This is a genomic window from Kitasatospora sp. NPDC088264 (assembly GCF_040685715.1).
In the GTDB taxonomy this organism is placed as follows: domain Bacteria; phylum Actinomycetota; class Actinomycetes; order Streptomycetales; family Streptomycetaceae; genus Kitasatospora.
Genome location: NZ_JBFBIR010000010.1, coordinates 147,412 through 169,655, shown reverse-complemented (window position 1 = coordinate 169,655; position 22,244 = coordinate 147,412). Strand labels below are relative to the sequence as shown.

General features: G+C 73.6%; 24 protein-coding genes. 6 read left to right on the top strand and 18 right to left on the bottom strand.

The window, feature by feature from the left end:
* Positions 1-37: 37 nt before the first annotated feature.
* The 13 genes from AB0O82_RS11360 to AB0O82_RS11300 all read right to left on the bottom strand — a co-directional run bounded on the left by AB0O82_RS11360 (position 38) and on the right by AB0O82_RS11300 (position 12,903).
* Positions 38-796, bottom strand: a complete 759-nt coding sequence (locus tag AB0O82_RS11360; protein WP_363582478.1) for an AfsR/SARP family transcriptional regulator — start codon at positions 794-796, stop codon at positions 38-40.
* Between the two features lie 136 nt (positions 797-932).
* Positions 933-1,223: a helix-turn-helix transcriptional regulator gene (locus AB0O82_RS11355; protein WP_107453059.1), complete on the bottom strand. Its 291-nt coding sequence runs from the start codon at positions 1,221-1,223 to the stop codon at positions 933-935.
* A gap of 258 nt (positions 1,224-1,481) precedes the next feature.
* Entirely contained in the window at positions 1,482-3,707 is a 2,226-nt protein-coding gene (locus AB0O82_RS11350; protein WP_363582476.1) for an MMPL family transporter, read from the bottom strand.
* 154 nt (positions 3,708-3,861) lie between these two features.
* Complete coding sequence (locus AB0O82_RS11345; RefSeq protein WP_363582474.1) at positions 3,862-4,437, bottom strand: 4'-phosphopantetheinyl transferase superfamily protein; 576 nt, start codon at positions 4,435-4,437, stop codon at positions 3,862-3,864.
* Positions 4,438-4,640: 203 nt separating this feature from the next.
* Positions 4,641-5,801, bottom strand: a complete 1,161-nt coding sequence (locus tag AB0O82_RS11340; protein WP_363582472.1) for an acyl-CoA dehydrogenase family protein — start codon at positions 5,799-5,801, stop codon at positions 4,641-4,643.
* Complete coding sequence (locus AB0O82_RS11335) at positions 5,798-6,517, bottom strand: hypothetical protein (RefSeq protein WP_363582470.1); 720 nt, start codon at positions 6,515-6,517, stop codon at positions 5,798-5,800. Before AB0O82_RS11335 ends, AB0O82_RS11340 begins: the two co-directional genes overlap by 4 nt.
* A complete protein-coding gene (locus AB0O82_RS11330; RefSeq protein ID WP_363582468.1) occupies positions 6,514-7,413 on the bottom strand; it encodes a hypothetical protein in 900 nt (299 codons plus the stop codon). Before AB0O82_RS11330 ends, AB0O82_RS11335 begins: the two co-directional genes overlap by 4 nt.
* A gap of 2 nt (positions 7,414-7,415) precedes the next feature.
* Positions 7,416-7,688: an acyl carrier protein gene (locus AB0O82_RS11325; RefSeq protein WP_063348736.1), complete on the bottom strand. Its 273-nt coding sequence runs from the start codon at positions 7,686-7,688 to the stop codon at positions 7,416-7,418.
* Positions 7,689-7,735: 47 nt separating this feature from the next.
* Positions 7,736-9,022, bottom strand: a complete 1,287-nt coding sequence (locus tag AB0O82_RS11320) for a type III PLP-dependent enzyme (RefSeq protein WP_363582466.1) — start codon at positions 9,020-9,022, stop codon at positions 7,736-7,738.
* Positions 9,023-9,024: 2 nt separating this feature from the next.
* A complete protein-coding gene (locus AB0O82_RS11315) occupies positions 9,025-10,437 on the bottom strand; it encodes a hypothetical protein (protein ID WP_363582464.1) in 1,413 nt (470 codons plus the stop codon).
* A 121-nt stretch (positions 10,438-10,558) separates the two neighbouring features.
* On the bottom strand, positions 10,559-11,491 hold the full coding sequence (locus AB0O82_RS11310; RefSeq protein ID WP_363582462.1) for a 3-oxoacyl-[acyl-carrier-protein] synthase III C-terminal domain-containing protein: 933 nt from the start codon (positions 11,489-11,491) through the stop codon (positions 10,559-10,561).
* A gap of 192 nt (positions 11,492-11,683) precedes the next feature.
* A complete protein-coding gene (locus AB0O82_RS11305; protein ID WP_363582460.1) occupies positions 11,684-12,262 on the bottom strand; it encodes a TrmH family RNA methyltransferase in 579 nt (192 codons plus the stop codon).
* Entirely contained in the window at positions 12,259-12,903 is a 645-nt protein-coding gene (locus AB0O82_RS11300) for a methyltransferase (RefSeq protein ID WP_063348741.1), read from the bottom strand. Before AB0O82_RS11300 ends, AB0O82_RS11305 begins: the two co-directional genes overlap by 4 nt.
* Positions 12,904-13,143: 240 nt before the next feature.
* Between AB0O82_RS11300 and AB0O82_RS11295 the strand changes: the two genes are divergently transcribed.
* Complete coding sequence (locus AB0O82_RS11295) at positions 13,144-13,341, top strand: hypothetical protein (RefSeq protein WP_363582458.1); 198 nt, start codon at positions 13,144-13,146, stop codon at positions 13,339-13,341.
* A 55-nt stretch (positions 13,342-13,396) separates the two neighbouring features.
* On the opposite strand, the gene AB0O82_RS11290 is transcribed toward AB0O82_RS11295, so the two are convergent.
* Together AB0O82_RS11290 and AB0O82_RS11285 are read right to left on the bottom strand one after the other, a co-directional pair.
* Complete coding sequence (locus AB0O82_RS11290) at positions 13,397-15,946, bottom strand: lysylphosphatidylglycerol synthase transmembrane domain-containing protein (RefSeq protein ID WP_363582456.1); 2,550 nt, start codon at positions 15,944-15,946, stop codon at positions 13,397-13,399.
* 82 nt (positions 15,947-16,028) lie between these two features.
* Positions 16,029-16,790 carry an SDR family oxidoreductase gene (locus tag AB0O82_RS11285; RefSeq protein WP_363582454.1) on the bottom strand — a complete coding sequence of 254 codons (762 nt, stop codon included), beginning with the start codon at positions 16,788-16,790 and terminating at the stop codon, positions 16,029-16,031.
* Positions 16,791-17,004: 214 nt separating this feature from the next.
* Between AB0O82_RS11285 and AB0O82_RS11280 the strand changes: the two genes are divergently transcribed.
* From AB0O82_RS11280 to AB0O82_RS11270, 3 genes are all read left to right on the top strand, one after another.
* On the top strand, positions 17,005-17,271 hold the full coding sequence (locus AB0O82_RS11280) for a UBP-type zinc finger domain-containing protein (protein ID WP_363582452.1): 267 nt from the start codon (positions 17,005-17,007) through the stop codon (positions 17,269-17,271).
* Positions 17,272-17,441: 170 nt separating this feature from the next.
* Positions 17,442-17,714: a hypothetical protein gene (locus tag AB0O82_RS11275; protein WP_363582450.1), complete on the top strand. Its 273-nt coding sequence runs from the start codon at positions 17,442-17,444 to the stop codon at positions 17,712-17,714.
* A gap of 201 nt (positions 17,715-17,915) precedes the next feature.
* Positions 17,916-18,893 (top strand): sigma-70 family RNA polymerase sigma factor, encoded by a 978-nt coding sequence (locus tag AB0O82_RS11270; RefSeq protein WP_363582448.1) that lies wholly within the window; start codon positions 17,916-17,918, stop codon positions 18,891-18,893.
* On the opposite strand, the gene AB0O82_RS11265 is transcribed toward AB0O82_RS11270, so the two are convergent.
* Positions 18,890-19,138, bottom strand: a complete 249-nt coding sequence (locus AB0O82_RS11265; protein WP_363582446.1) for an STAS domain-containing protein — start codon at positions 19,136-19,138, stop codon at positions 18,890-18,892. The genes AB0O82_RS11270 and AB0O82_RS11265 overlap by 4 nt on opposite strands.
* A 190-nt stretch (positions 19,139-19,328) precedes the next feature.
* Between AB0O82_RS11265 and AB0O82_RS11260 the strand changes: the two genes are divergently transcribed.
* Both AB0O82_RS11260 and AB0O82_RS11255 read left to right on the top strand, forming a co-directional pair.
* The gene (locus AB0O82_RS11260; RefSeq protein WP_363582444.1) at positions 19,329-19,766 is read left to right on the top strand and encodes an SRPBCC domain-containing protein; all 438 of its coding nucleotides are present in this window, start codon (positions 19,329-19,331) and stop codon (positions 19,764-19,766) included.
* Between the two features lie 69 nt (positions 19,767-19,835).
* Positions 19,836-20,327 (top strand): NUDIX hydrolase, encoded by a 492-nt coding sequence (locus AB0O82_RS11255; RefSeq protein ID WP_363582442.1) that lies wholly within the window; start codon positions 19,836-19,838, stop codon positions 20,325-20,327.
* Positions 20,328-20,389: 62 nt separating this feature from the next.
* Here the strand turns inward: AB0O82_RS11255 and AB0O82_RS11250 are convergent, their stop codons facing one another.
* Together AB0O82_RS11250 and AB0O82_RS11245 are read right to left on the bottom strand one after the other, a co-directional pair.
* Positions 20,390-21,139: a Clp protease N-terminal domain-containing protein gene (locus tag AB0O82_RS11250; RefSeq protein WP_363582440.1), complete on the bottom strand. Its 750-nt coding sequence runs from the start codon at positions 21,137-21,139 to the stop codon at positions 20,390-20,392.
* 196 nt (positions 21,140-21,335) lie between these two features.
* On the bottom strand, positions 21,336-22,076 hold the full coding sequence (locus AB0O82_RS11245) for a tyrosine-protein phosphatase (RefSeq protein WP_363582438.1): 741 nt from the start codon (positions 22,074-22,076) through the stop codon (positions 21,336-21,338).
* Positions 22,077-22,244 lie beyond the last annotated feature (168 nt).

Here is a 22,244-nt window from a genome sequence, read left to right as displayed (position 1 = left end):
GGCGTGCCGGGGCGAACTGCCCTCGCCCCGACGGGACTTACAGCGAGGGGTCCTGCATCAGGATCGCCTGATAGAGGTGGTGGAGACGACGACTCGGTTTGAGCCCCAACTCGTCGTCGAGCCACTTCCGGGTGCGGTGGAAGATGTCGACGGCCTCCGACTGCCGGCCGCACCGGTAGAGGGCGATCATCAACTGCTCGCTGAACCGCTCGCGTTCCGGGTACTGGGCGAGCAACTGCTTCAGCTCGGCCACCACCGCCCCCGCCTCGCCCGCTTGCAGCTGCGCCGAGATGAGGTCCTCCCGCGCGGTCTTGCGCTGCTCGTCCAGACGCAGCGCGACGGCCCGGCACCAGGGCCCGTCGCTCGTGTCGAGCAGGGCCGGTCCGCGCCACATCGCGAGCGACTTGCGGAGCGTGTCCATCGCTTCGTACGGCCGGTCGCTGACCAGCCCCGCGCCTTTCTCCGCCGTCCGCAGGAATCGGTACGCGTCGACCGCGTCCTCCGAGACGTTGAGCATGTAACCGTTGTCAACCGTGCGGATGAGTTCCTGGTCCGGCCCCTCCAGACCAAGTTCCGCCAACGACTTGCGCATGCGTTTGACATTGGCCTGCAAGGCGTTGCGCGCGTTCTTGAGCGGCGCTTCCCCCCACAGCTCGTCGATCAGTTCGTCGAACGCGACCACCTGGCCGGCGTTGAGCGCCAGCATGGTGAGCATCACGCGATTCTTCTTCGCCCGTAGACCTACGGTGCGCTGACCGTCGCCGATCAATAGTGGGCCTAATATGGAGATGTACACCAAATTCCCCGTCCCTAGCGGTGAACTCCAGCCACAAGCCTTTCTCCTGTGACCTCGGCCCGGCCACCGCCAACAGTGGTCGACGTGTTTGGGGTGGCCTGACAAAGGGGAAAAGCCTGGGTATCATTCGCGCTGGTCAAGTATCGGACACGCCTGGGTCGTCCGGCCATGTACCTTCGTACATGAGTTGATGAACCTGCGCCACCAACCCCACCTGAAGCCGCGACTCCACTCCCAGTTTCGCGAGGATGTTGGCGACGTGCGCCTTCACCGTGCGCTCCGTGACGTGCAGTCGGGCGGCGATGCCGCGGTTGGAGTGTCCGGCACCGATCAGGTCGAAGACCTGCCGTTCCCGTCCGGACAGCGTCCCGACCCGGGTGAGTTCGTTGCGCCAGCGCGCCGAGGCGAGGCTGCCGTCACTGTGCATGGCCACCCCCCTGACCGCCCCCTGCTTCCCCGTGGTGCGTCCGGCGGCAGTTGCGCCCCCCCGTCACCGGGAAGGTCGTTCACGTGCCGACGAACGCGCATGCGATTCTACAACTCCCGTAACAAACCACCACGGGACAGTCGGCGTCAAACCCCTTGCCACGACTGGTTGTGGCCGGTGCCTGCACGAAACGCACACGAAAAGGGCCGGGGAAGGGGCTAAGCCCTTCCCCGGCCGTCGAGTTGGACGGGTCCCGTGTTACGGGAGGGTCGTGCGCGCCGCCGAGGCCGCCGCCGCCGCGGCCACGATGGCCGGCATCCGCGGGGTCCGGGTCGTGGTCTGGCGCGCGAGCCGCGAGGGCCAGAAGGTCTTCCAGCCGAGCAGGGTGACCACGGCCGGCAGGACGACGATCCGGATCACCGTCGCGTCGAGCAGCACCGCGCAGGCCATGCCCACCCCCATCTGCTTCATCTCGATGAAGTTCAGCGAGGCCAGCAGGGCGAACACGCAGACCATCACCACCGCGGCGCTGGTCACCACGCCCGCCGTGCGGGTGATGCCCTGCTCGACCGCCTCCTTCACGGAGAGCCCGCCGCGCGCCGCCTCCCGGATCCGGCTGACCACGAAGACGTGGTAGTCCATCGACAGGCCGAGCAGGATCACGAAGAGCATCAGCGGCAGCCAGGCCACCACCCGGCCGGTGGACTCGAAGTGCAGCAGGTCCTCCGCCCAGGTGTGCTGGAAGATCAGCGCGAGCAGGCCGAAGGAGGCCGCCGCGGACAGCAGGTTGAGCACCACGGTGATCAGCGCGAGCATCACCGAGCGGAACGCGACGGTCATCACCAGGAAGGTCAGGACCAGGGCCACCCCGAGCACCCAGGGCATCTTGTGCATGACGTTCGCCCGGTAGTCGACGTCGAACGCGACGTCGCTGCCGCCGACCGCGAACTCGGCGCCCGCGACCGTGCCGAGGGTCTGCGGGGCGAGGTCCTGGCGCAGCCGGGCCAGCGAGGCGCGGGCCTGCGGGGAGCCGCTGTCGAAGTGGGTGCCGATCGCGATGGTGGCGACCGTGCCGTCGGGGGAGGTGCGGACGGTCGGCGCCGGGTTGTGCACGAAGAGGGCGTCCTGCGAGGCGCGTTCGACCAGCGCCTCCACCGCGCCGCCCAGTTCCGCCGTCCGGTCGGCCGGGACCTTCACCGCGACGGTGTGGGTGTCGGCCTGGCTCGGGAAGGAGTCGGTCAGCCGCTCGTTGGCCTGCATCGCCGGGATCGACCGGGGCAGGTCGTCGATCCCGGTGGCCTTGAGCTTCAGGCCGAGGGCGGGCAGCGCGAGGACGAGCAGCGCGCCGACTGAGAGCACCAGCGCGATCACCGGGTGGCGCAGGGCGGGCTTGAGCATGGTCGACCACAGCCGCGGCTTGACCCCGCCCTTCTGGGTGAGCCGCCACACCAGCGGGACCCGCGGCGCGTCCAGGTAGCGGCCGAACCGGGACAGCATGGCCGGCAGCACGGTCAGCGAGGAGGTGATCGCGATGGCGACCACCAGCACCGCACCGGTGGCCATCGACTCGAAGGCGATGTGCCCGGCGAGGTAGAGCGCCCCCATCGAGATCATGACGACCACGCCGGACACCAGCACCGAGTGCCCGGAGGTGGCGGCCGCGATCTCGATGGCGTCGATGTTGTTGGCGCCCAACGCCCGCTCCTCGCGCTGGCGCTTGAGGTAGAACAGCGAGTAGTCGACCCCGATGGCCATGCCCATCAGCACGATGACGTGCGTCACCGGCCCCGGGTCGGGCACCAGTTGGGAGGCCACCCCCCACAGGCCCAGCCCGGCGAGCACCGAGGACAGGCCGAGGACGACCGGGACGCTCGCGGCGACGATCGCGCCGAAGACGAAGACCATCACGAGCAGCGTCACCGGCAGGCTCAGCACGGTCGCCTTGCCGAGGTCCTTGCTCAGCATCTCGTTGAGCCCGGCCTTGATCGAGCCGGCGCCGACGAGTTCCATCCGCAGCTCGGTGTGCGACGCGTGGGTCCTCGCCACGGTGTCGATGAGCGGCTGCACCCGGTCGGCGGAGGTCTCCGGATCGCCGTCGAGGGTCACCGGGACGAGCAGGGCCGAGCCGTCCGGTGCGGGCACCGGGGCGTCGATCGAGCTGATGCCGGGGAGGGCCTTCAGGTCGCGGGTGGCGTCCGAGGCCGCGGACTGCGCCTGGACGGGGTCGAGCCGGCCGCCGCCCCACGGGGTGATGAGGACGTTCTCCACCGCGCGCTCCTGGAGGCCGCCGCTGCGGGCGATCGCGGCCGCCCGGCCGGACTGGCCGATGGCGAGGTCGGAGGTGGTGGCCTGCCGGGTGCCCGTGACGCCGCCGACCACGAGGGCCGCCACGACGAACGCCACCCAGAGCGCGATCGCCCACCAGGGGTGGACGGCGCTCCACCGAGCGGCCCTGGTGATCACGTTCCTGCCTTCCACGATCACGTTCCCCTCCTCAAAAGAAATGCCCGGATCAAGACACGGGCCTGACTTATGAGTCCGGCCGGTGCGGTGCGGCGTTCGCCTGCATCACTGAATCTAGTGACGCTTCGACGCATGATCACGGGTACAACTTCGACGATTGGAGGGGGAGTTTCTTCTACTTGACAGCCGACCCGAGAGGGCTGCCGCCGGATTCCCCGGGCGGAATTTGATACCACATCCGCCGGGACACGTTAAAGGGCCCGTCGCCGATCAGTGCGACGGACCCCGCGTATTCCTCGGGCAGCGGCAGGTCGGTGACTCTCCACGGCCCGGGCAACGGCCCGGAGCGTGCGTACACGGTGGCTTCCGGTCCGTCGTGGGCGACCGGGATCCCCATGCCCTGGGTGAGTCTGGCGCCCGAGGCCTTCACGCACGCCTCCTTCCTGGTCCACAGCCGGGTGAAGGCGTCGGGCCCGTCCCGGGCGACCAGCTCCCGTTCGTCCGGGGGGAAGAAGCGACCGGCCAGCCGGGCGGTGTCCAGCTCGGCACGGGCCAGCTCGACGTCCACGCCGACCGGCCGTGATGCCAGGGCGAGCAGGGCGATCTCGCCCGAGTGGGACAGGTTGAAGTGCAGGCCCGGCGCGTCCTCGACGGCCGGCTTCCCCCACGGGCCGCGGCTGAAGCGCAGCCCGGCCGGGTGGCGGCCGAGACGCTCGCCGAGGACGATCCGGGTGGCGGCGTGCGCGAGCACGAAGCGGCGCCGCAGCCCGGGCAGCTGTCCGCTCCGGGCGCGGGCCCGCTCCTGCTCGTCGAGCAGTTCCTCCAGGTGCGGCGGGTACCCGTCCGGGGCGCCCCGGACGGCCTCGCCGCCCGGCCGGTCCGGGTGCTCGCCACCGGTCAGCGGAATCTGCCAGATCTCGACCGTGTCCCGACCGACCGGTTGTTCTGTCCCGTTCAGAACCGGCCCACCTTTCCGGTGTGCAGCCCCTGGAACAGATTCAGCTTCTGGATGTTCCGTGTCCCCTCCATGAACTCCACGCCCCGTGCGTCCCGGGCGAGTTTGTCGAGGAGCGGGTGGTCCAGCCGCGCGCCGGGCCCGAAGAAACCCGGCGCGCGCATCGTGACGTCCTCGGCGAGTTCGCAGGCGCGGGCCTTCGCGGCCGAGGAGAGGTGCCCGGCGGCCGGCCTGCGGTCCACCGCGAGGGCCGCCCGGTAGGTCAACTGGCGGGCCGCGTCGATGCGCTGGCCGAGCGACTCGAACAGCTCGCGCTCCGCGCCGCGCAGTTCCCGGCGGTTCTCGGCGACGTAGTCGTGGGCGGCCCGGGCGATACCGAGGGCGATCGCGGCCACGCTCGGGCGGAGCTGGTTGAAGACCGAGACGATGCTCCACATCCCCCGCCGGGTCGGCGGCAGGTGGGCGCCGAGCACCCGTTCGGCGGGCACGTGCACCCCGTCGAGGGTGATCCGGGTCAGCTGGACGCCGCGCAGGCCGAGGGTGGGCAGCGGCTCCGCCCGGAAGCCGGGGTCGGCGGTGTCCACCAGGACGGCCAGCACGCCGAGCCGCTCGGTGCCCGCGACCCGCGCGAACACGGCGCCCAGGTCGGCCCGGGCGGCGTTGCCGACGTAGCGCTTCTCGCCGTCCAGGACGTACGAGCCGTCGCCCACCGGGGTCAGCGTGGTGGTCATCTCGCCGATGGCCGAGCCGCGGTCGGGCTCGGTGAGGCCGAAGCAGGTCCAGCGGGGGCGTTCGGCGAGCCGGCCGTACACCCAGTCCTTCTGCGCCTGGCTGCCGAGCACGCTCAGCAGCACCCCGCACATCGAGGCGCCGGGCGCGCCCAGCATCATTCCGGCGTCGCCGCGCGCCAGTTCCTCGCTCACCAGGACCCGCTCCAGGGTGGCCAGGCCGTGCGCGGGGCCGGCACCGGCCTCGGCGGACGCCCGGTCCCACTCCGGCGGCACCTGGTGGCCGGCCAGGAAGCGCACGGCGGGCAGGTCCAGGAAGCGGTGGACGGCGTCCGGGTCCCGGTCGAGGTCGAGCGCGCCCGCCCGCAGGTCTTCGGCCCACCGCCGCACGTACCGGTGCGTGGTTTCCAGCGGGCCGGGCAGGCTGATCACACGTTCCCCTTCCGGGAGTCGACGTTCTGTGCCGTGTCCCCGGCCGGCCCCGGCCAGCCGCAGTACACGTCGGCGAGGAGCTCGGAGGCGTACGCCGCCCGGCCCGGCCCCTCGGCGGTGAAACCGTACGCCCCGAGCAGCCGCAGCAGCGCGCGGTCGGCCTGGGTGATCTGGGCCTGGAGGCGGGCGAGGGCCGGGCCGTCCAGGGGGTGGGCGGGGGCCGACGGGGAGTCGTCCGGCCCCTCGGCGAGGTCGTCGAGGACGCCCTCGATCTCCAGGTGGTCGATCAGCACGTCGGCGAGCGCGCCCTTGACCAGCTGTTGCAGCAGCAGCGAGGAACCCTCGACCTGGCGGCCCGCGAGGTAGGCCAGGCAGGCCTCCCGCAGCCGCTCGGACGCGCCGAGCCGCAGCCAGGCGAGGCCGGTGCCCCAGTCGTGGGCGTCGGGGCCGGCGGGGGCCCGATCGCCGCCGGCGGGGCCCAGGACGGCCAGGCCGGGCACCGGATCCCGGCCCCCGTCCCCGTCCTCGTCGTCGCCGAACTCGGAGTACTCGCCGAGGAGTTCGCGCGGGACCACGGCGTGCCCGCGCGGCCCGCGCGGTGCCACCCCGGGGGACAGCGCGCGGGAGAGCAGGGTCAGTGCGGGGACGAGGCCGTCGTTGCGCGCGCTCGTCCGGGCCTCCTGCCAGTGCTCGCGCACCTCGGCCGGAACCGTCATCGGACCCCCAACTCCCCCGTGTCGAGTGTGCAGTAGGCCAGGAATCCGCGTTCCCGGTCGTAGTCGGCCACCACCACCGGGCGGTCCCGGTCGGCGGCGGCGAGCAGGGCGGCCCAGCCGCCGGTGGCGGGCTGTCCGGCCGCCACCTTGGTCCACGGACCGCCGTGTGTCGGAAGTTCAGCACAGCCGTCGGACAGGCCGGAGCCGGTGACCAGCGCGGCCGAGGTGTCCCAGCCGGCGAACAGCCCCGGCTCCGGGAGGCCCTGGGCCGCGCCGCCCAGCGGCGCGTCGCCGCCGTCCCAGTGGATCAGCAGCGCGACCGCGGCGTCCGCGTGGACGGCGCTCTGCCCCGTCGCGGGCAGCGGGAACGGCTGGGTGCCCTGGTCCACGACCAGCAGCAGCAGCCGCGACCAGCCGCACCGCCGGGCGTACTCCACGGCGACCCGCAGCGCGCTGAACGGCGCCAGGACGCCCTGGTCGGACAGGGCGAAGGCGAGCGGCTCGCCCGGCAGCCGCCCCTTCACGCAGGAGGCGACCAGCTCGGCGTGGTCGAAGTCCGGTGCGGAGTAGGCGACCACCACCACCTCGGGGCACTCCGCGGCGGTCAGCGGGCCCAGCGCGTCGAGCGCGCCGTGGGCCAGCTCCACCGAGGTGCGCCGCCCCGAGGCGGCGAACTGCTCGCGGTCGAAGTCCGCGCCGTAGAGCGCCCCGAGCTCGCGGTAGAAGTCCTCCCGCGCGGCCTCCGGCCGGTACGGCGCGCCAGGCCCCGGCGGGGTGTGGGCGCCGGCCCGGATCAGCCGCGGCAGGACCGCCGCCGGGGCCGGGCCGGGCGTGCCGGGCGGGCCGTCCGCGCCGGCCGGGGCCGGACGCCGCACGGGCGCAGTCGCGCGGAACATGCTTAGGCGCTCGCTTCCGCGGCGACGAAGCCGGCCAGCGAGCCCACGGTCTCGAAGTGGGTCATGTCCAGCTCGTCGGCGTCGAACTGCACGTCGAGGATCTCCTCGATGGTGATGAGCAGTTCGAGCGCGCTGCTGGAGTCCAGGCCCAGCTCGTCGAAGAGGCGGACGCCCGGGTCGGCGCCGGAGACGTCCTTGTTGAGGACCTCCGACAGGCCCTTGCGGACGGCGTCGACGTACTTCACGTCGGCCACGGTGTTGGCGGTGTCGCTCATGGTGTTCTCCTCGGGCTGGTCCCGGCCGTGGGTCGGCCGGTCGGTGGTCAGTTCTGGTCGTCGCCGGGGGCCGCGTACAGCCGCTGGCGGCCGAGCATGGCCTCGACGTCGTCGCGCTCCCGGATCAGGTGCGCCCGCCCGTCCAGGACGAGCACCTCCGCCGGGTAGCCGTGGCTGAGGAAGTGCACCGGCGAGGCCGTCGGCCCGTACGCGCCGGAGCGCTGCACCCCGATCAGCTCGCCGGCCCGCAGCGCCGGCATCGGCACCTTCTTGCCGATGACGTCGTTGGGCGTGCAGAGCGGGCCGGTGATGTGCCAGGGCTCGGTGGCCGGCTCGTCCAGCCGCTCCAGCGCGGCCATCGGGAAGTTGCGCTTCACGTACGAGCCGATGCCGACGGCCGCCATGTGGTGGTTGGTGCCGCCGTCGGTGACCGCGAAGTTCTCGCCCATCGAGGTCTTGGTGTAGCGCACCCGGGTGACGTAGGTGCCGGACGCGGCGACCAGGAAGCGGCCCAGCTCCATGATCATGCGGGTGTCCGGGTGCCGGGTGCGGAAGTCCGCGATCAGCGGGTTGAGCCCGGCGGTCAGCTCGGCGACGTCGAGGTCCTTCTCGTTGTCGAAGTAGGCGATGCCGAGGCCGCCGCCGACGTCGACCGTCTCCAGCGGGAAGCCCAGCTCGGTGGAGAGGCGCTCGGCCAGCTCCAGGATCCGCCGGGTGTTCTCGACGACGGACTCCTCGATCAGGATGCGGGTGCCCAGGTACACCTGGACGCCCATCAGCCGGATGTTGGGGTAGCGGCCGGCGAGGTCCTTGCCCTCGGCCAGCAGCAGCTCCTCGTCGGTGCCGAACTGGCGCGGCTTGCCGCCCATGGTCAGGCCCGAACCCTTCACCGAGAAGCTCGGGTTGACCCGCAGCGCGACCCGGGCGGTGATCCCGCGCTCGCGGGCCACCTCGTCGATCAGGTCCAGCTCGCCGATCGACTCGCAGACGATCGCGTGGATGTCCTCGTCCAGGCAGGCCGCCACCTCGCCGCGGCTCTTGCCCGGGCCGAGGAAGATGATGTCGCGCGGCTCGACCCCGGCCCGGCGGGCGGTGACCAGCTCCGTCAGCGAGGACACCTCGGCGCGCGAGCCCAGGCTGTGCAGCAGCGCGCAGACGGAGATGTTGGGGTTCGCCTTGAGCGAGTAGAAGACCTCCAGCGCCGGGTGCAGCGCCTCGCGCAGCCCCTGGAAGCGGGTGGTGATCTCCTCGCCGTCGTACAGGTAGAGCGGGGTGCCGAACTCCTCGGCGAGCTCGGTGATCCCGAGGCCCTGCACCTCGAATGCGACGCTCACGGTCAGCTCCGTTCCGGGTAGGCCGCGAGGCGGCGGGTGATGTCGGTGTCGAGCGCCTCGATCTCCTCGTCGGAGGCACCGACGAGCACGCCGTACAGCCGGCCCTCGAAGCCGTCCGCTTCGGTGTCGGCGGCGGTGCCCGCGGCGGCGTTCACCGTGGCGTAGTTGTTCACGAACAGGCCGCGCGGGCGCGGTCCCCGCTCGGTCAGCAGCAGCCCGTCCAGCACCTCGGCCAGTTCGGCGAAGGGCAGCGGGCGGGTCAGCCGCAGCGGGAAGTGCCGGGCGACGGCGACCTCGTCGGCCCCGGCCAGGCCGCCCTCGTGCACCACGTTCTGGTACGTGGACATGTTGTTGCGGGCGTTGATCTCGATGACCGGGTACAGGCCCTCGTCCGGGTCGACCATCGCGTCGACGCCGACCACGCCGTAGTAGCCGTCGGCGGCGAGCCGCTCGCCGAGCCGCAGCGCCGTCGCCCCGATCTCGGCGACCTGCCCGTCGGTCAGCCGGGCCGGGATCCGGTGGCCCTTGTGGACGCCGCCCTCGGTCAGCAGCTCCTTGACGAAGTCGAAGTGCGTGGAGCCGTCCCGGCCCACCGTGAACTGGTAGTTGAGGTCGCAGCGCTTGGCGACCCACTCCTCGATCACCAGCGCGGTGCGCGGGGCCCCGCCCGCGGCCTTGGCGGCGCGCTCGGCCTGCTGGACCGCCATCCGGTGCAGCCGGCCCAGCCGGGCCTCGGAGTCCAGCACGACGATGCCCTTGCCGGACACGCCGAACGCGTCCTTCAGCACCACCTTGCGGCCCGCCGCCAGCAGTTCACCGGCCGCGGCCACCGCCTCGGCCAGCTCCTCCAGCGTCTCGCAGGCCCAGCCGCGGGCCTGGCGGATGCCCAGCTCGTCGGAGAGCCGGCGGCTGTACACCTTGCTGTTGACCCGCTTGCAGACCGCGGCGGTCGGCGCGCCCAGCCGCAGCCCGGTGCGCTCGGCCAGCTCCTCCTCGACGGTGGAGATGCCGTGCGCGGTCAGCCGGGCGCCCTCGGCGGCGACGGCGGACAGCGCGCGCAGCAGCTCGGGGTCGGCGAGGGCGTCCTCGCTGACGGTGCGCTGCGGGTCCTGGCCGGCCACCACGTGCACGGTGGGCAGCTCCAGGCCGAGGCCCTCCAGGTAGCCGCGGTAGCCCTCGTCCAGGGCGGTCTTCAGCACGACGTGGTCGTCCTTGCCGCCGAGCAGCAGCGCGAACTCGTCCATGCGGTTCACCACCGCACTGCCCGCGTGCGAGGCGACCCGGGGCAGCGCGGGCTCGCCGAGCGCCCAGTGGTTCTCCACCTCGAAGTTGCCCAGGAACACCAGCGGGGTGTCCGCGGACCCGGTCACGGCGCGCTTGAGGCGCGCGCTGAAGCCGGAGGACGGTAGATGCATGTCGACCTCGTCATTTCTCGTGTGCGCTCGGGCGCGGTGCGGCGGGTGCGCGGGTACTGCGGTGCTGCGGTGGTGCGGGTGCGCCGGTACTGCGGGGGCCGGCCGATCCGGTGGGCGGCCGTCAGTGCTCCAGGACCATCGCGGCGAAGGTCGCCCCGAGCCCCACGCTGGTCATCAGGTAGCGGTCGCCGGGGCGCAGCCGCCCCAGCTCGGTGGCCTTCTGCAGGTTGATGAAGGGGTCGGCGCAGAAGCAGTGCCCGGTCTCGCCGACCAGGTCGAGGAAGACCTTGTCGAGCGGCAGCCCGAGCGCCTTGCAGACGCCGATCCACGACAGCCGGTTGACGTTGTGCGGCAGCACGAGCGCCAGCTCGTCGAGGCCGCAGCCGGCCTCCTCCAGGGCGGCGCCGATCACCTCGCACAGGCCGGGCCCGTACAGGTCCTGGAACTCCTTGGCGGCGGCGTCGCCCATGATGAACTCGTCGCCGAACTGGGTGTGGGTGCGCGTCGCGTAGCCGAGCATCCGGTCGGAGCCGGCACGGTCCGCGCTCACCAGGAAGGCCACGGTGCCCTCGCCCATGACGGTGACGTCCGGGATGGACTGCGTCCGGGTGGTGCACGCCTTCTCCCCGGCCAGGACCAGGGCGAGCGCGTTCGGATCCGGGTCGGCGGCCAGCAGGGTGCCCGCCAGGTCCAGCGCGAGCAGCCCGGAGGCGCAGGCGTGGTGCGAGACGACGAAGCCGGCGGCGTGCTCCAGGCCGAGCTCGACCTGGATCGGTCGGAGCGAGGTCATCGGGTACGGCAGCGGCGACGGCATCGTGCGGGCCTGGAGGACGTACTTGACGCGCTGTTCCTGCCCGCGCAGCTCCACCAGCTTGGTCGCGGCGCGCAGCAGCAGCTCGGTCTCGGTGGCCGCGGGGTCGCGGCACACCTCGGAGAGCCCGTAGAAGCGCTGGTAGCGCCGGAGCTGCACATCCGTCAGCTGGAGTTCCTGTTGGAAGCGCGCGATCGGGATGGTGTCGGGAAGACAGCTGGAGACTGCCGTGATCGACGTCATGCCAACTACAGTCGCCTGGAGCGCTGACGCTTAGCTGACGCTGCGCTGACCACCGCCGGCGGGGCCGGGGCGCGCTCCCCGTGGACGCCGGGGAGGTCCGGCCCGCAGGCGTGGTCGACCGTCCCGTACCGCCGGGCGGAAACGACCGGAGGGGTGGGCCTTTCGGCACACCCCTCCGGATCGGATCAGGTCCTACTCGTCGTCGGCCCCGCCGAGGTCGCCGAGGTCGGTGCCGTCCGGGGTGCCGCTGATCGCGTACCCCTGGCGGCGTGCCTCGTAGCAGGCCACCGTCGCGGCCGCCGACACGTTCAGCGAGCCGACCCGGCCCAGCTGCGGCACGAACACCACCTGGTCGCAGAGCGCCAGCGCGTCGGGGGTGATCCCGCGGTCCTCGTGCCCCAGTACGAAGGCCACCGCCGGGGTCAGTTCGGCGGCGAACATCGGCACCGCCTCGTCCGCCAGCTCCAGGCCGACCACCTTGAAGCCGTCCGCCTTCGCCGCCGCGACCGCCTCCGCGACCGTCGGGAAGTGCTCCACCTTCAGGTACTTGTCGGTGCCCATCGCGGCCTTCTGCGCGCCCGAGGAGCGCACCGACGGGGTCTCCCCGGCCAGGTACAGCTTCTCGGCGCCCATCGCGGCCCCGGTCCGGACCACCGAGCCGACGTTGAACGGCGACTGCAGGTTCTCCAGGATCATCGCGAGCCGGAACTCGTTGCTGCGCCGCCACGAGCGGTGCAGTCGCTTCAGTTCGGTCCCGCGCAACTGCTTCACGACGACGTTCCCCGTCCACTCTCCGTGCCCTCGCCCGGCTCCGGGCGGGGTCGTGCTTCCAGAATCCGGAACCCGTTGACCGACGCGACCCGGGTGGTCGGGTAGCCCTGCTCGTTCAGCCACTTCTGCAGCGAGTCCGAGCCCAGGTGCTTCTGCACCACCAGGAACGCCGAGCCGTCCGGGGTCAGCCGGCCGAGCCAGTGCGTGAGCAGCCGGCGCAGCGCGGCCTTGCCGATCCGGATCGGCGGGTTGGAGTAGATGGTGGCGAACCGCACGTCCTGCGGGACGTCCTCGGGCAGCGCGGCCTGGACGTTGCCCAGCCGCAGCGCCTCGGCGTTCAGCCGCACCAGTTCCAGCGCGCGCTCGTTCACGTCCACCGCCCAGACCGGCAGCCGCCTGCGCCGGCTCGCCCAGGTCAGCGCGATCGGGCCGTAGCCGCAGCCGACGTCCAGGATCGGGCCGCGCACCCGCGGCTGCGGGGCGTGCTCCAGCAGGATCCGGGTGCCCGGGTCGAGCCGGCCGCGCGAGAACACTCCGGTGTCGGTGGTCAGTTCGAGGGTGAGGTCCGGCAGGGAGACCGTGATCGGCCGGCGCTCGCTGGCGACCTCGGGTGCACCGGTGAAGTAGTGCGAGCCGGACATGATTTCCCCGTCGTTCGTAAGGGCCTCGGGGCCACCGGGTGGGTGTGGGTAAGCCCTTGGTACGGCACCGATCGTACCCCCGGTGGCCTGCGGCGCGTTCCGTGCCGGCCGGCGGCCCGGGCGCCGCGGGGCCGCCGCGGCGCAATCGCGCCCGGCCGCCCGGCGACGGATACTGCCAGTACCGCCCCCGCGCCCGTGGGAGCCTCCGGACAGTGCCTCCGAACAGTGAGGACGGACGCCATGCCGCAGAATCACGAGGACTACCTGATCGACGAGGCCGTCGAGACCGTCGAACCCGACGACGAGGCACCCGAGGGCGACGAGTACGACGAGGTGGCCGAACGCCGGGCCGTCGGAGCCGACCCGGCCACCGATGTCGCCGACGCCGCCGAGCAGAGCCGCGTCGTCCAGCTCGACGAGGACGAGTACCGCGAGTAGCCGCCGCCGGGCCCGGTCCGGGGCGCCGTCCGGGGTGCGCGCGCTGTCCGGGGCCCTACAGCGCCCGGCGGCGCTGCAGCCAGGTCATCGCCGCCCAGCCCGGCAGCACCGGCAGGATCAGCGTCAGCAGGCGGTACGTCGCCACCGCCGCCAGCGCGCCGCCCTTCTCCATCGACGCGGTCTGCTGCAGCAGCGCGATCAGCGCCCCGTCCACCGCGCCGGCCCCGCCCGGGGTGGGCGCCACGTTGCCCGCCGCGTTGCCCACCAGGAACACCACCGCCACCGAGGCGAAGGACGGCTCCCGGCCGATCGCCCGGGTGCAGCAGTACAGGCAGCCGATCAGGCAGATCGACACCAGCAGCTGCCCGGTCAGTCCCACCGCCAGCCGGGCCGGGCTGCGCAGCAGGTCCAGCAGCCGCGGCAGCACCTCGGTGGTCAGCGGCCGCAGCCGCGCCGCCAGCCAGCGCCGGGCCGGCGGCACCGCCGACACCACCGCCAGCAGCGCCGCCGCCCCCGCCAGCCCGCCCACCACGGCGGGCAGCGCGTCCAGCTCCGAACCGCCCGGTTGCAGGTCCAGCAGGTAGACGAAGGCGCCCAGCTGGAGCAGGTGCAGCACCAGGCCGATCAACTGCCCCACCCCGACGCTGGACAGCGCCTGCGCGGTCGGGATCCCGGCCCGCTGCAACAGCCGGGTGTTCAGCGCGATCCCGCCGACGCCCCCGGGCGACACCAGCTTCACGAACGCCCCGGCCAGCTGCGCCAGCACCGCGTTGCGGAAGTCCAGCCGCTCCGGCACGAACCCGACGAACCCCATCGCCGCCGTCACGTGGCTCAGCGCCGCCGCCAGCAGCGCCAGCGCCAGCCACGCCGGATCGGCGTCGGCCACCGCCGAGATCGGGTTGTCCTCGGCCGCGAACAGCTGCGGGATCAGCAGCCACCCGGCCACCACCCCGCCCACCACCGCCAGCAGGGTCCGCGGCCGCAGCCGCTCCAACCGCACCGGCCGCACCTCCGCCTGCGGCCTGGTCCGCAGCACCTCCGCCCGGATCTCCTCCAGCAGCCCGCCCCCGCCGGCGGCGGCCTCGTCGGGCCCGGGGCCTGCCGGGCCGTCCGTGCGGGCGGCGGCGGTCGGGCGGGCGGTGTGCTTGAGGGCGTGGCGGGTGGTGCGGGCGAGCGCGATGGGCTGGAGGAGGGGGAGGGCGGCCTCGACGGTGTCGGCGCCGAGGACGGTGACAGCGGTGTGGACGGAGCGGGCCGCGCCGGCCCGCAGGGCGAGGGTGGTGAGCAGCTGGGCGATGTCGCAGCGCAGCACGAGTTCGCTGGCCGCGATGTCGCCGTCGGCGAAGTCGACCAGGTGCACCGCGCCGGTCGCGTCCACCAGCAGCGAGGACGGGACGAGCGCCCGGTGGGCGGTCTCCCGGCGCTGGAGGCGGGCGAGCTGCCGCCAGGCGTCGGCCAGCAGGTCGTCGGTGATCTCCTCGTCGGGGAGCCGGTCGAGGGTGCGTCCGGGGAGGTGTTCGTAGGCGATGAGGGCGGTGTCCTGGCCGAGGCCGGCGGTGGCGGCGATGCGGCGGGTGCGGACGCCGGCGGCGAGGGCCGCGTAGGTGACGAGCGCCTCGTGTTCGAGGCCGGCGCGGGGGGAGCGCAGGGCCCGGGGGTGGGGGGCGGTGCGCAGCCGCAGGCGGCGCCAGGCGCGCTGGACGGCGGCGGCGGTGACGGCTTGCCGGTCGAGGAGCTGGACGTCGAGGTCGGGCCGGTCGTCGGCTTGCCGGACCAGGTAGCGGTCGGGCCCGGCGGGGTGGGCCTCGGCCGGGTGCAGGCCGCTCTCGCGCAGGGCCCGGAGGATCTCGCCGGGCCTGGGCAGCGGGTCGGGGGTGCCGACGGCGTAGAGGGTGCCGTGGGCGCCGGTCCAGCCGATGAGCAGGCCGAGCAGCAGGGCGGTGGGGGTGGCGTACCCGCCGGCGAGTCCGGCGAGGCCGGAGAGGGCGAGGACGGCCCAGGGGGCCCGGTGTTCGCGGTTGCCGGAGGCGGTCATGAAGGCGAGGACGGGCGCGAGGTAGCCGTAGACGGGCTCGGTGTGGCCGAGGGCGCCGCCCGGTAGGGCCTGGGTGAGGGCGGCGAGCAGGGAGACGGGGGCTACGCCGTCGGCCCACAGGTCGAGGAGCAGGGTGGCGCCGTAGGCGAGGACGGCGGCGAGCAGGCCGTCGGAGACCTGCTGGAGGGCGCGTCGCCGGTCGGGGCCGAGGAGGCGGCGGGCGGCGAGGACGACGGGCACCAGCAGCACGGCGGCGGTGGTGAGGCCGCCGGCGAGGCCGGCGAGCGGCCGGGGCACCAGTTCGGCGGCCTCGGCCACGTCGGCGGCGATGCCGCCGGTGGTGGCCCGGGCGTAGTCGGCGAGCAGCAGGGTGAGGGCGATGGCGATGAGCCCGGTGAGCAGCCGGATCAGGGCGACGGGCTGCCGGATCCGGCCGGGTTCGGACACCGCCCGGGCCGGGCCCCGGCCGGCTCCGGCGCTCGCCGGTATGCCGGTGTCCGCCGGTGCGGGCGTGCCGGCGGTGTCGCCACCGCCGGTGTCGCCGTTCGTTCTCCCCGTCACGATCGCCACGGGTGGCATGCTCCCATGCCTCCCCCGATGGTGGAGCCGGAGCCCGGAAGCCGGCCCGGATCGGGGGAGTCCGAGGGAGGCCCTACGCCTGCCGGGTCGGCACGACGACCGTGTGGCTCAGGTTGACGTGCCGGGGGCGGCTGACGGTGTAGGCGATCAGGTCGGCGAGGTCCTCCGCGGTGAGTGCGGGGATGGCCGCGAACATCCCGCCGAGCTGTTCGCGCAGGGCGGGGTTGTCGATGTGGCCGCCGAGTTCGGTGTCGGTCAGGCCGGGCTCGATGGAGCTGACCCGGACGTCGCGGGGGCTGAGTTCGGAGCGCAGGGCGGCGGACAGCTGGGTGAGCGCGGCCTTGGTGGCGCTGTACACGGCGTAGTTGGGGAAGACGACGCGCGAGGCGATGGAGGAGACGTTGACCAGGTCGGCGGCCCGGCCGTCGGCGGCGGCCGCGGTGAGGTCGTCGGCGAAGGCGCGGATGATCCGCAGGGCGCCGGTGAGGTTGGTGTCGACCATGCGGGTCCACTCGTCGGTCCGGCCGTCGGCGAGGGGGTTGGGCAGCATCACGCCGGCGCTGTTGACCACCAGGTCGACCCGGCCGTAGGCGTCGTGGACGGCCTTGGCGGCGGCGTCGACGGAGGCCTGGTCGGTGATGTCGGCGGTGACGGCGAGGGCCTGGCCGCCGGCGGCGGTGAGCTCGGCCGCGAGGGTGTCGAGGCGGTCGGTGCGGCGGGCGAGCAGGGCGACCCGGGCGCCGTGGGCGGCGAGCAGGCGGGCGGTGGCCGCGCCCATGCCGCTGGCGGCTCCGGTGACGACGGCGGTGCGGGCGGCGAGGGCGGGGTAGCTCATCGGTGGCTCCTGGGCCTGGGAGGGTGGTGGGGCTGACGACGACAACTGTGTGCGGGCGGCGGAGGTTCGCCCAGGGCCGTGTGCGTCCCGGGTGCGGCCCTCCCGGGATCCGCGTTCCTGGGTACGGCGGTACCACCCTGGCGTCGGGAAGGCCGACCGGGCGCGCGGCGTGTCTTGAGGCCGGGGCCGGCCGGGCCGTCACTACCCTGCGGGCATGAGTGCCTGCGAAGACCTCGCCGCGGCCCCCCAGGACATCGAGCCCCTCCCCCCGGCCGACGGCTGCGCCGACTGCCTGGCCCAGGGGCGCCGGGACTGGGTGCACCTGCGGATCTGCCTGGACTGCGGCCACATCGGCTGCTGCGACTTCTCGCCGCAGCGGCACGCCACCGCGCACTTCCACAACACCTCGCATCCGGTGATCCGCTCGTACGAGCGGGGCGAGGACTGGCGCTGGTGCTTCGTCCACGAGGTCATGGGCTGAGGCCCGGCGCGGGGCGCGTCCCGCGGATCGGGCCGGTCCGGGGAAGCCGGGGCCCGTTTCCGGTGGCATCCGGGCGCAACCCGGATAAAATCCGGACATAACGCCCGCGCGGCCCCCGGCCCCTCCGGTCGACATCCGTCCCGCCGGTGACCGCCGAAGGGAGGCCGACGATGACCAGGCGAACACCGGGCAGCACTGCCCAGCTCCGCCGGGGCACCCAGGAACTGCTGGAGCGCCGCGGCATGGCGACCGCGCCCACCCGGCTGGTGCCGATGCTGCGCGCCGACGCCATGTCCTCCGCCACCGCCGGGTACGCCGCGCCCGACGCCTTCCGGCACGGCGGCCGCGATCAGGCGGCCTCGGCGGGGCACGCCGCCCCGTCGATGCACGCCGAGCTCAAGGGCCACCGGCACCGCGGAGCGGAGAAGCACTCCGCCCACTGAGCGGATCCGGGTCCGGGGGCGGGCGCCGCGTTCCGGCGCCCGCCCCCGACGCGTGCTCGGGGGGTGGTGTCCGGGGGTGGTGTCCGGGGGCGGTGTCCGGGGTGGTTCGCGGTCGGTGCGGGGGCGCGCCGGGGCGTTGTCAGTGGGCTGGAGTACCTTCGTGCCGTTCACCAGCACGGGGCGGGACGACGGGGGCGCACCATGGCCGACCTGATCACGGAGGAGCCGGTCGAGCTCCAGTTGGAGCGGTACCGGACGGAGCTGACGGGCTACTGCTACCGGATGCTCGGCTCGGTCTTCGAGGCCGAGGACGCGGTGCAGGAGACGATGGTCCGCGCCTGGCGCGGCCACCGCGGCTTCGAGGGCCGCGCCGCGCTGCGCTCCTGGCTGTACCGGATCGCCACCAACGTGTGCCTGGACGCGCTGAACGGCCGCAACAGCCGGGCCCGCCCGATGGACCTGGCCGGCCCGGTGACGGTGGCCACGGCGAGCGACACCCAGCTGCCCGAGGTGACGTGGATCGGCCCCGCGCCGGACGGCCGGGTGCTGCCCGAGACGGGTGACCCGGCCGAGGTGGCGGCCCAGCGCGAGTCGGTGAAGCTGGCCTTCGTCGCCGTGCTGCAGCGCCTCGCGCCCCGGCAGCGGGCCGTGCTGATCCTGCGCGAGGTGCTCGGCTGGAAGGCCGCCGAGGTGGCCGAACTGCTCGGCGTCACGGTGGCCTCGGTGAACAGCGCGCTGCAGCGGGCGCGCGCGGTGCTCGCCGGGGACGGCGCGGCCGCCCGCCCGGCCCCCGCGCTGGACGACGACCACCGCGCGCTGCTGGACCGCTACGTCCGCGCCTTCGAGGCGTACGACATGGACGGCCTCGCCGCGCTGCTGCACGAGGACGTCACGCTCAACATGCCGCCGTACGCGATGTGGCTGCGGGGGCGGGGCGAGATCCGGGCCTGGATGCTCGGCCCGGGCCACGGCTGCCGCGGCTCCCGGCTGGTCCCGGTGACGGCCAACGGCGCTCCGGCCTTCGCCCAGTACCGGCCGAGCCCGGCGGGCGGGCACGAGCCGTGGGCGCTGATCGTGCTGGAGGTGTCAGCGGGCCGGATCACCGGGTTCACCAACTTCCTGGACACCGACGTGCTCTTCCCGCTGTTCGGCCTCCCGCCCCGGCTGGCCGCCGACTAGGTCCTGTCCGGCCGCCGGAGGTCGAGGGGGTCCACGCCCCCCGGCAGCAGGGCCGCGAGCCCGCTGAACGCGAGCAGCTCCCGCAGCGGGCCGCTCGCGTTCACCAGCACCACGCCCACCCCGTGCCGCGCGGCGGCGAGCCGCAGCCGGGCGAGGGCGTCGACGACGGCCAGGTCGGGCGCGGTCAGCGCGTCCAGGTCGCAGGTCAGGGCGGGGGCGGGCGGGGGCTTCGGCGTGGTGTCCATACTGCTTGGACCGGCCCGGCGGCCCGGGCTCATCGGCTCCGGCGGAACTTCTCGGAACTTCCCGGAGCTCGACAGAACTCCGCAGAACTTCTCGAAAGAATTTCCGCGTGGAGCGATGAGTTTCGGTCGCGCCCTCGGTCTACTCCTGTGAAAGCGCCACCGTGGCGCCGCGATCACGAAGGACGACACCATGACCGAGAACCTGGGCGAGCTGACCATCACCCGCGAGCTGCCGGCCACCCCGGACGCCGTCTTCCGCGCCTACGTCGAGCCCGAGCAGTTCGTCCGCTTCTGGGGCCCGGTCGGCACCCACGTCGAGCTGGACACCGTGACCATCGAGCCGCGGGTGGGCGGGCGCTACGACAGCACCATGACCATCGACGCGACCGGCGACGCGTACCCGATGTGCGCCAAGATCACCGAGATCCGCCCGGGCGAGCTGATCGCCCTGGTCGAGGAGAGCGTGGGCCTGCGCTCCACGATGACCTTCAAGGACCTCGGCGACGGCCGCACCGAGGTGGTCCTGCACCAGACCGAGGTGCCGGCGATGTACTGCGGTCCGGAGGCCCGGGCGGGCCTCAACTCCAGCTTCGACCGCCTGGTCGAGCACCTCGCCGCCCAGCGCTGAACTGACGGTCCCGGGCGGGTCGGTGGCAGAGTGGGCGGTGCAGAACCACCGTGCCCCAGGAGGATCGCAGTGACGGCTGAGCCCTTGAAGTCCCGCGAGGAATGGTTGGCGTCCCTGCCCAGGATCTACGCGGCGGCGGGCTGCCTGCTGCGGGACGAGTCCGGCCGGATCCTGATCGTGAAGGCCGGGTACCGCGAGCACTGGCAGTTCCCGGGCGGCACGATCGACCTCGGCGAGGGCCCGGTGGAGTGCGCCTCGCGGGAGCTGCTGGAGGAGACCGGCATCGTCAGGGCGACCGGGGAGCTACTGGCCATCTCCTGGACCCACCCCTCGTCCGAACTCGACCACCCGGCGCAGCATTTGATGTTCGACTTCGGCACCGTCCCGGACGGCACCCCCGTGACCGTCCCGGCCGGCGAACTGGACCGGCACCAGTGGGCCACCGTCGAGGAGGCGCTGGAACTCCTCGGCCCGGCCCGCTCGCTCCGGCTGCGGGCGGCGCTGGAGTCGGCCGCCGACGGCCGGGTGCGGATCGTCGCCACGCCCGTCTCCGGCTTCTGAGTCCCGCCCGAGCCCAACCGACCGGCCCCGGGCGGGAGTTCCGCCCGGGGCCGGGCCCCGTCTCACGCCTGCTCGGCGTTCCGGGCGGCGATGATGGCCTTGACGGCCTCGGAGGTGAAGGTCTCCGCCTCGGACTTCTCGACGCCGAGCCCGGCGAGCACGCCCGAGCCGTTCTCCAGTTCCAGCAGGGCGAGCAGGATGTGCTCGGTGCCGACGAAGTTGTGCCCGAGCTTCAGCGCCTCACGGAAGGTCAGTTCCAGCGCCTTCTTGCCCTGCGCGTCGTACGGGATCAGCGCGGGCACCTGCTCGGCGGCGGCCGGCAGGACGGCGGCGGTCGCCTCCCGGACGGCCTCCGGGGTGACGCCCTGGGCGGCGAGCGCCTTGAGCCCGATGCCCTCCGGTTCGGCGAGCAGGCCGAGCAGGAGGTGTTCGGCGGTGATCTCGGCGTTGCCGGCCGCCCTGGCCTCCTCCTGCGAGGCCATCACGACGCTCCGGGCCCGGTCGGTGAACCGGGCGAAGCCCTGGCTGGGGTCGAGGTCGGCGGGGGTGCCCGGGTCCTTGGGGACGAACCGCTTCTGGGCGGCCTGCTTGCTGACGCCCATGCTGCGGCCGATGTCGGTCCAGGAGGCGCCGGAGCGGCGGGCCTGGTCGACGAAGTGGCCGATCAGGTGGTCGGCGAGGTCGCCGAGGTGGTCGGCGGCGATGACCGCGTCGGACAACTGGTCGAGCGCGTCGGGGTGGACCTTCTTGATCGCGGCGATCAGGTCGTCGAGGCGCAGCGGAGTGGTGTTGGGAACGACGGGATTCTCCATGCGTCAACCGTAGGTTGTCGATCCTGGGCCGTCAACCATCGGTTGACGATACGCGCGAGTAGTCTTCGGCGGCCCCTGCGGGACGGAGGCGTCCGATGGGCGGGTCGAGGATCCCGGCCCTGCCCGAGGCCGGGCTGTCTCGCGAACTCAAGCTCCAGGTGGTCGAGTTGCAGGAGCCGGCCTGGCCCGGTGGCCGCTACGCGGCGGGCAGCAGCCGGGCCCGGACGGCGGTGACCTCGGCGGGGGTGGCCCCGGCGGCGAGCAGGTAGCCCGCCGGGTCGAGGCCCTCCAGCGCGCCCGCGAGGACGGCTTCGGCGGTGGTGCCGGCCTCGGCGAGCACCGCGTCGATCCGGTGGTACTGGTCCGGCAGGCCCAGCATCCCGTACAGCGGGCGGACGTTGGGGCCGCTGAGCTGGTAGTCCTCGACGATCGCGGCCCGTTCGACGCCGGCCAGGGCGAGCAGCAGCAGGGCCGCCAGGCCGGTGCGGTCGCGGCCGGCGCCGCAGTGCACGACCAGGCCGCCGGGGCGGGCGCCGGCGATGGCGGCGATCAGTGCGGCGGCGGCGTGCGGGCAGTGGTCCAGGTAGGGGCGGAGCGCGAGCGGGGTGCCGTCCAGCCGGCCGTAGGCCTCCCACCAGGCGGGGCCGGCGAGTTCGTCCAGCGGGACGCGGATCAGCTCGACGCCCTCGGGGAGCGGGAGGAGCGGCTTGTACTCCTCGGCGTTGCGCAGGTCGACCACGGTGCGGACACCGTGGTCGAGGAGGGCGTCCCAGCCCTCGGCGGTGAGGCGGTCCAGGTTGTCCGCCCGGACTATCGCCCCGCGGGCGGTCGGTCGGCCGGAGGCGGTGGGCAGTCCGCCCAGGTCGCGGACGTTCAGGCAGCCGTCCCACACGAGGGTGCGGTCCTCGGTGGTGGTCAGCGCGTGCGTCCGGCTCATGGGGGCCCCGTTTCCTCGACCGGGGGTCCCGTTACCCCCTCGTTATGAAGGACTCCCGGGAGATCCGGATGGTTCCGTGCTGTTCGGATCGCCGACACCCGGCGTTGGGGCCGGTTCGGGCGCCGTCCGGGGGCGGTGATGCTCCCCCGGGCGGCAGGTGGACGGCAG

Bases quoted from the DNA above. Each gene is read 5' to 3' on its own strand.
- AB0O82_RS11280 (WP_363582452.1), top strand. From the start codon at position 17,005: ATGAGTGCCTGCGAAGACCTCGCCGCGGCCCCCCAGGACATCGAGCCC.
- AB0O82_RS11245 (WP_363582438.1), bottom strand. From the start codon at position 22,076: ATGAGCCGGACGCACGCGCTGACCACCACCGAGGACCGCACCCTCGTG.
- AB0O82_RS11295 (WP_363582458.1), top strand. From the start codon at position 13,144: ATGCCGCAGAATCACGAGGACTACCTGATCGACGAGGCCGTCGAGACC.
- AB0O82_RS11300 (WP_063348741.1), bottom strand. From the start codon at position 12,903: ATGTCCGGCTCGCACTACTTCACCGGTGCACCCGAGGTCGCCAGCGAG.
- AB0O82_RS11310 (WP_363582462.1), bottom strand. From the start codon at position 11,491: ATGACGTCGATCACGGCAGTCTCCAGCTGTCTTCCCGACACCATCCCG.
- AB0O82_RS11335 (WP_363582470.1), bottom strand. From the start codon at position 6,517: ATGACGGTTCCGGCCGAGGTGCGCGAGCACTGGCAGGAGGCCCGGACG.
- AB0O82_RS11265 (WP_363582446.1), bottom strand. From the start codon at position 19,138: ATGGACACCACGCCGAAGCCCCCGCCCGCCCCCGCCCTGACCTGCGAC.
- AB0O82_RS11355 (WP_107453059.1), bottom strand. From the start codon at position 1,223: ATGCACAGTGACGGCAGCCTCGCCTCGGCGCGCTGGCGCAACGAACTC.
- AB0O82_RS11275 (WP_363582450.1), top strand. From the start codon at position 17,442: ATGACCAGGCGAACACCGGGCAGCACTGCCCAGCTCCGCCGGGGCACC.
- AB0O82_RS11250 (WP_363582440.1), bottom strand. From the start codon at position 21,139: ATGGAGAATCCCGTCGTTCCCAACACCACTCCGCTGCGCCTCGACGAC.
- AB0O82_RS11325 (WP_063348736.1), bottom strand. From the start codon at position 7,688: ATGAGCGACACCGCCAACACCGTGGCCGACGTGAAGTACGTCGACGCC.
- AB0O82_RS11270 (WP_363582448.1), top strand. From the start codon at position 17,916: ATGGCCGACCTGATCACGGAGGAGCCGGTCGAGCTCCAGTTGGAGCGG.
- AB0O82_RS11330 (WP_363582468.1), bottom strand. From the start codon at position 7,413: ATGTTCCGCGCGACTGCGCCCGTGCGGCGTCCGGCCCCGGCCGGCGCG.
- AB0O82_RS11260 (WP_363582444.1), top strand. From the start codon at position 19,329: ATGACCGAGAACCTGGGCGAGCTGACCATCACCCGCGAGCTGCCGGCC.
- AB0O82_RS11285 (WP_363582454.1), bottom strand. From the start codon at position 16,790: ATGAGCTACCCCGCCCTCGCCGCCCGCACCGCCGTCGTCACCGGAGCC.
- AB0O82_RS11315 (WP_363582464.1), bottom strand. From the start codon at position 10,437: ATGCATCTACCGTCCTCCGGCTTCAGCGCGCGCCTCAAGCGCGCCGTG.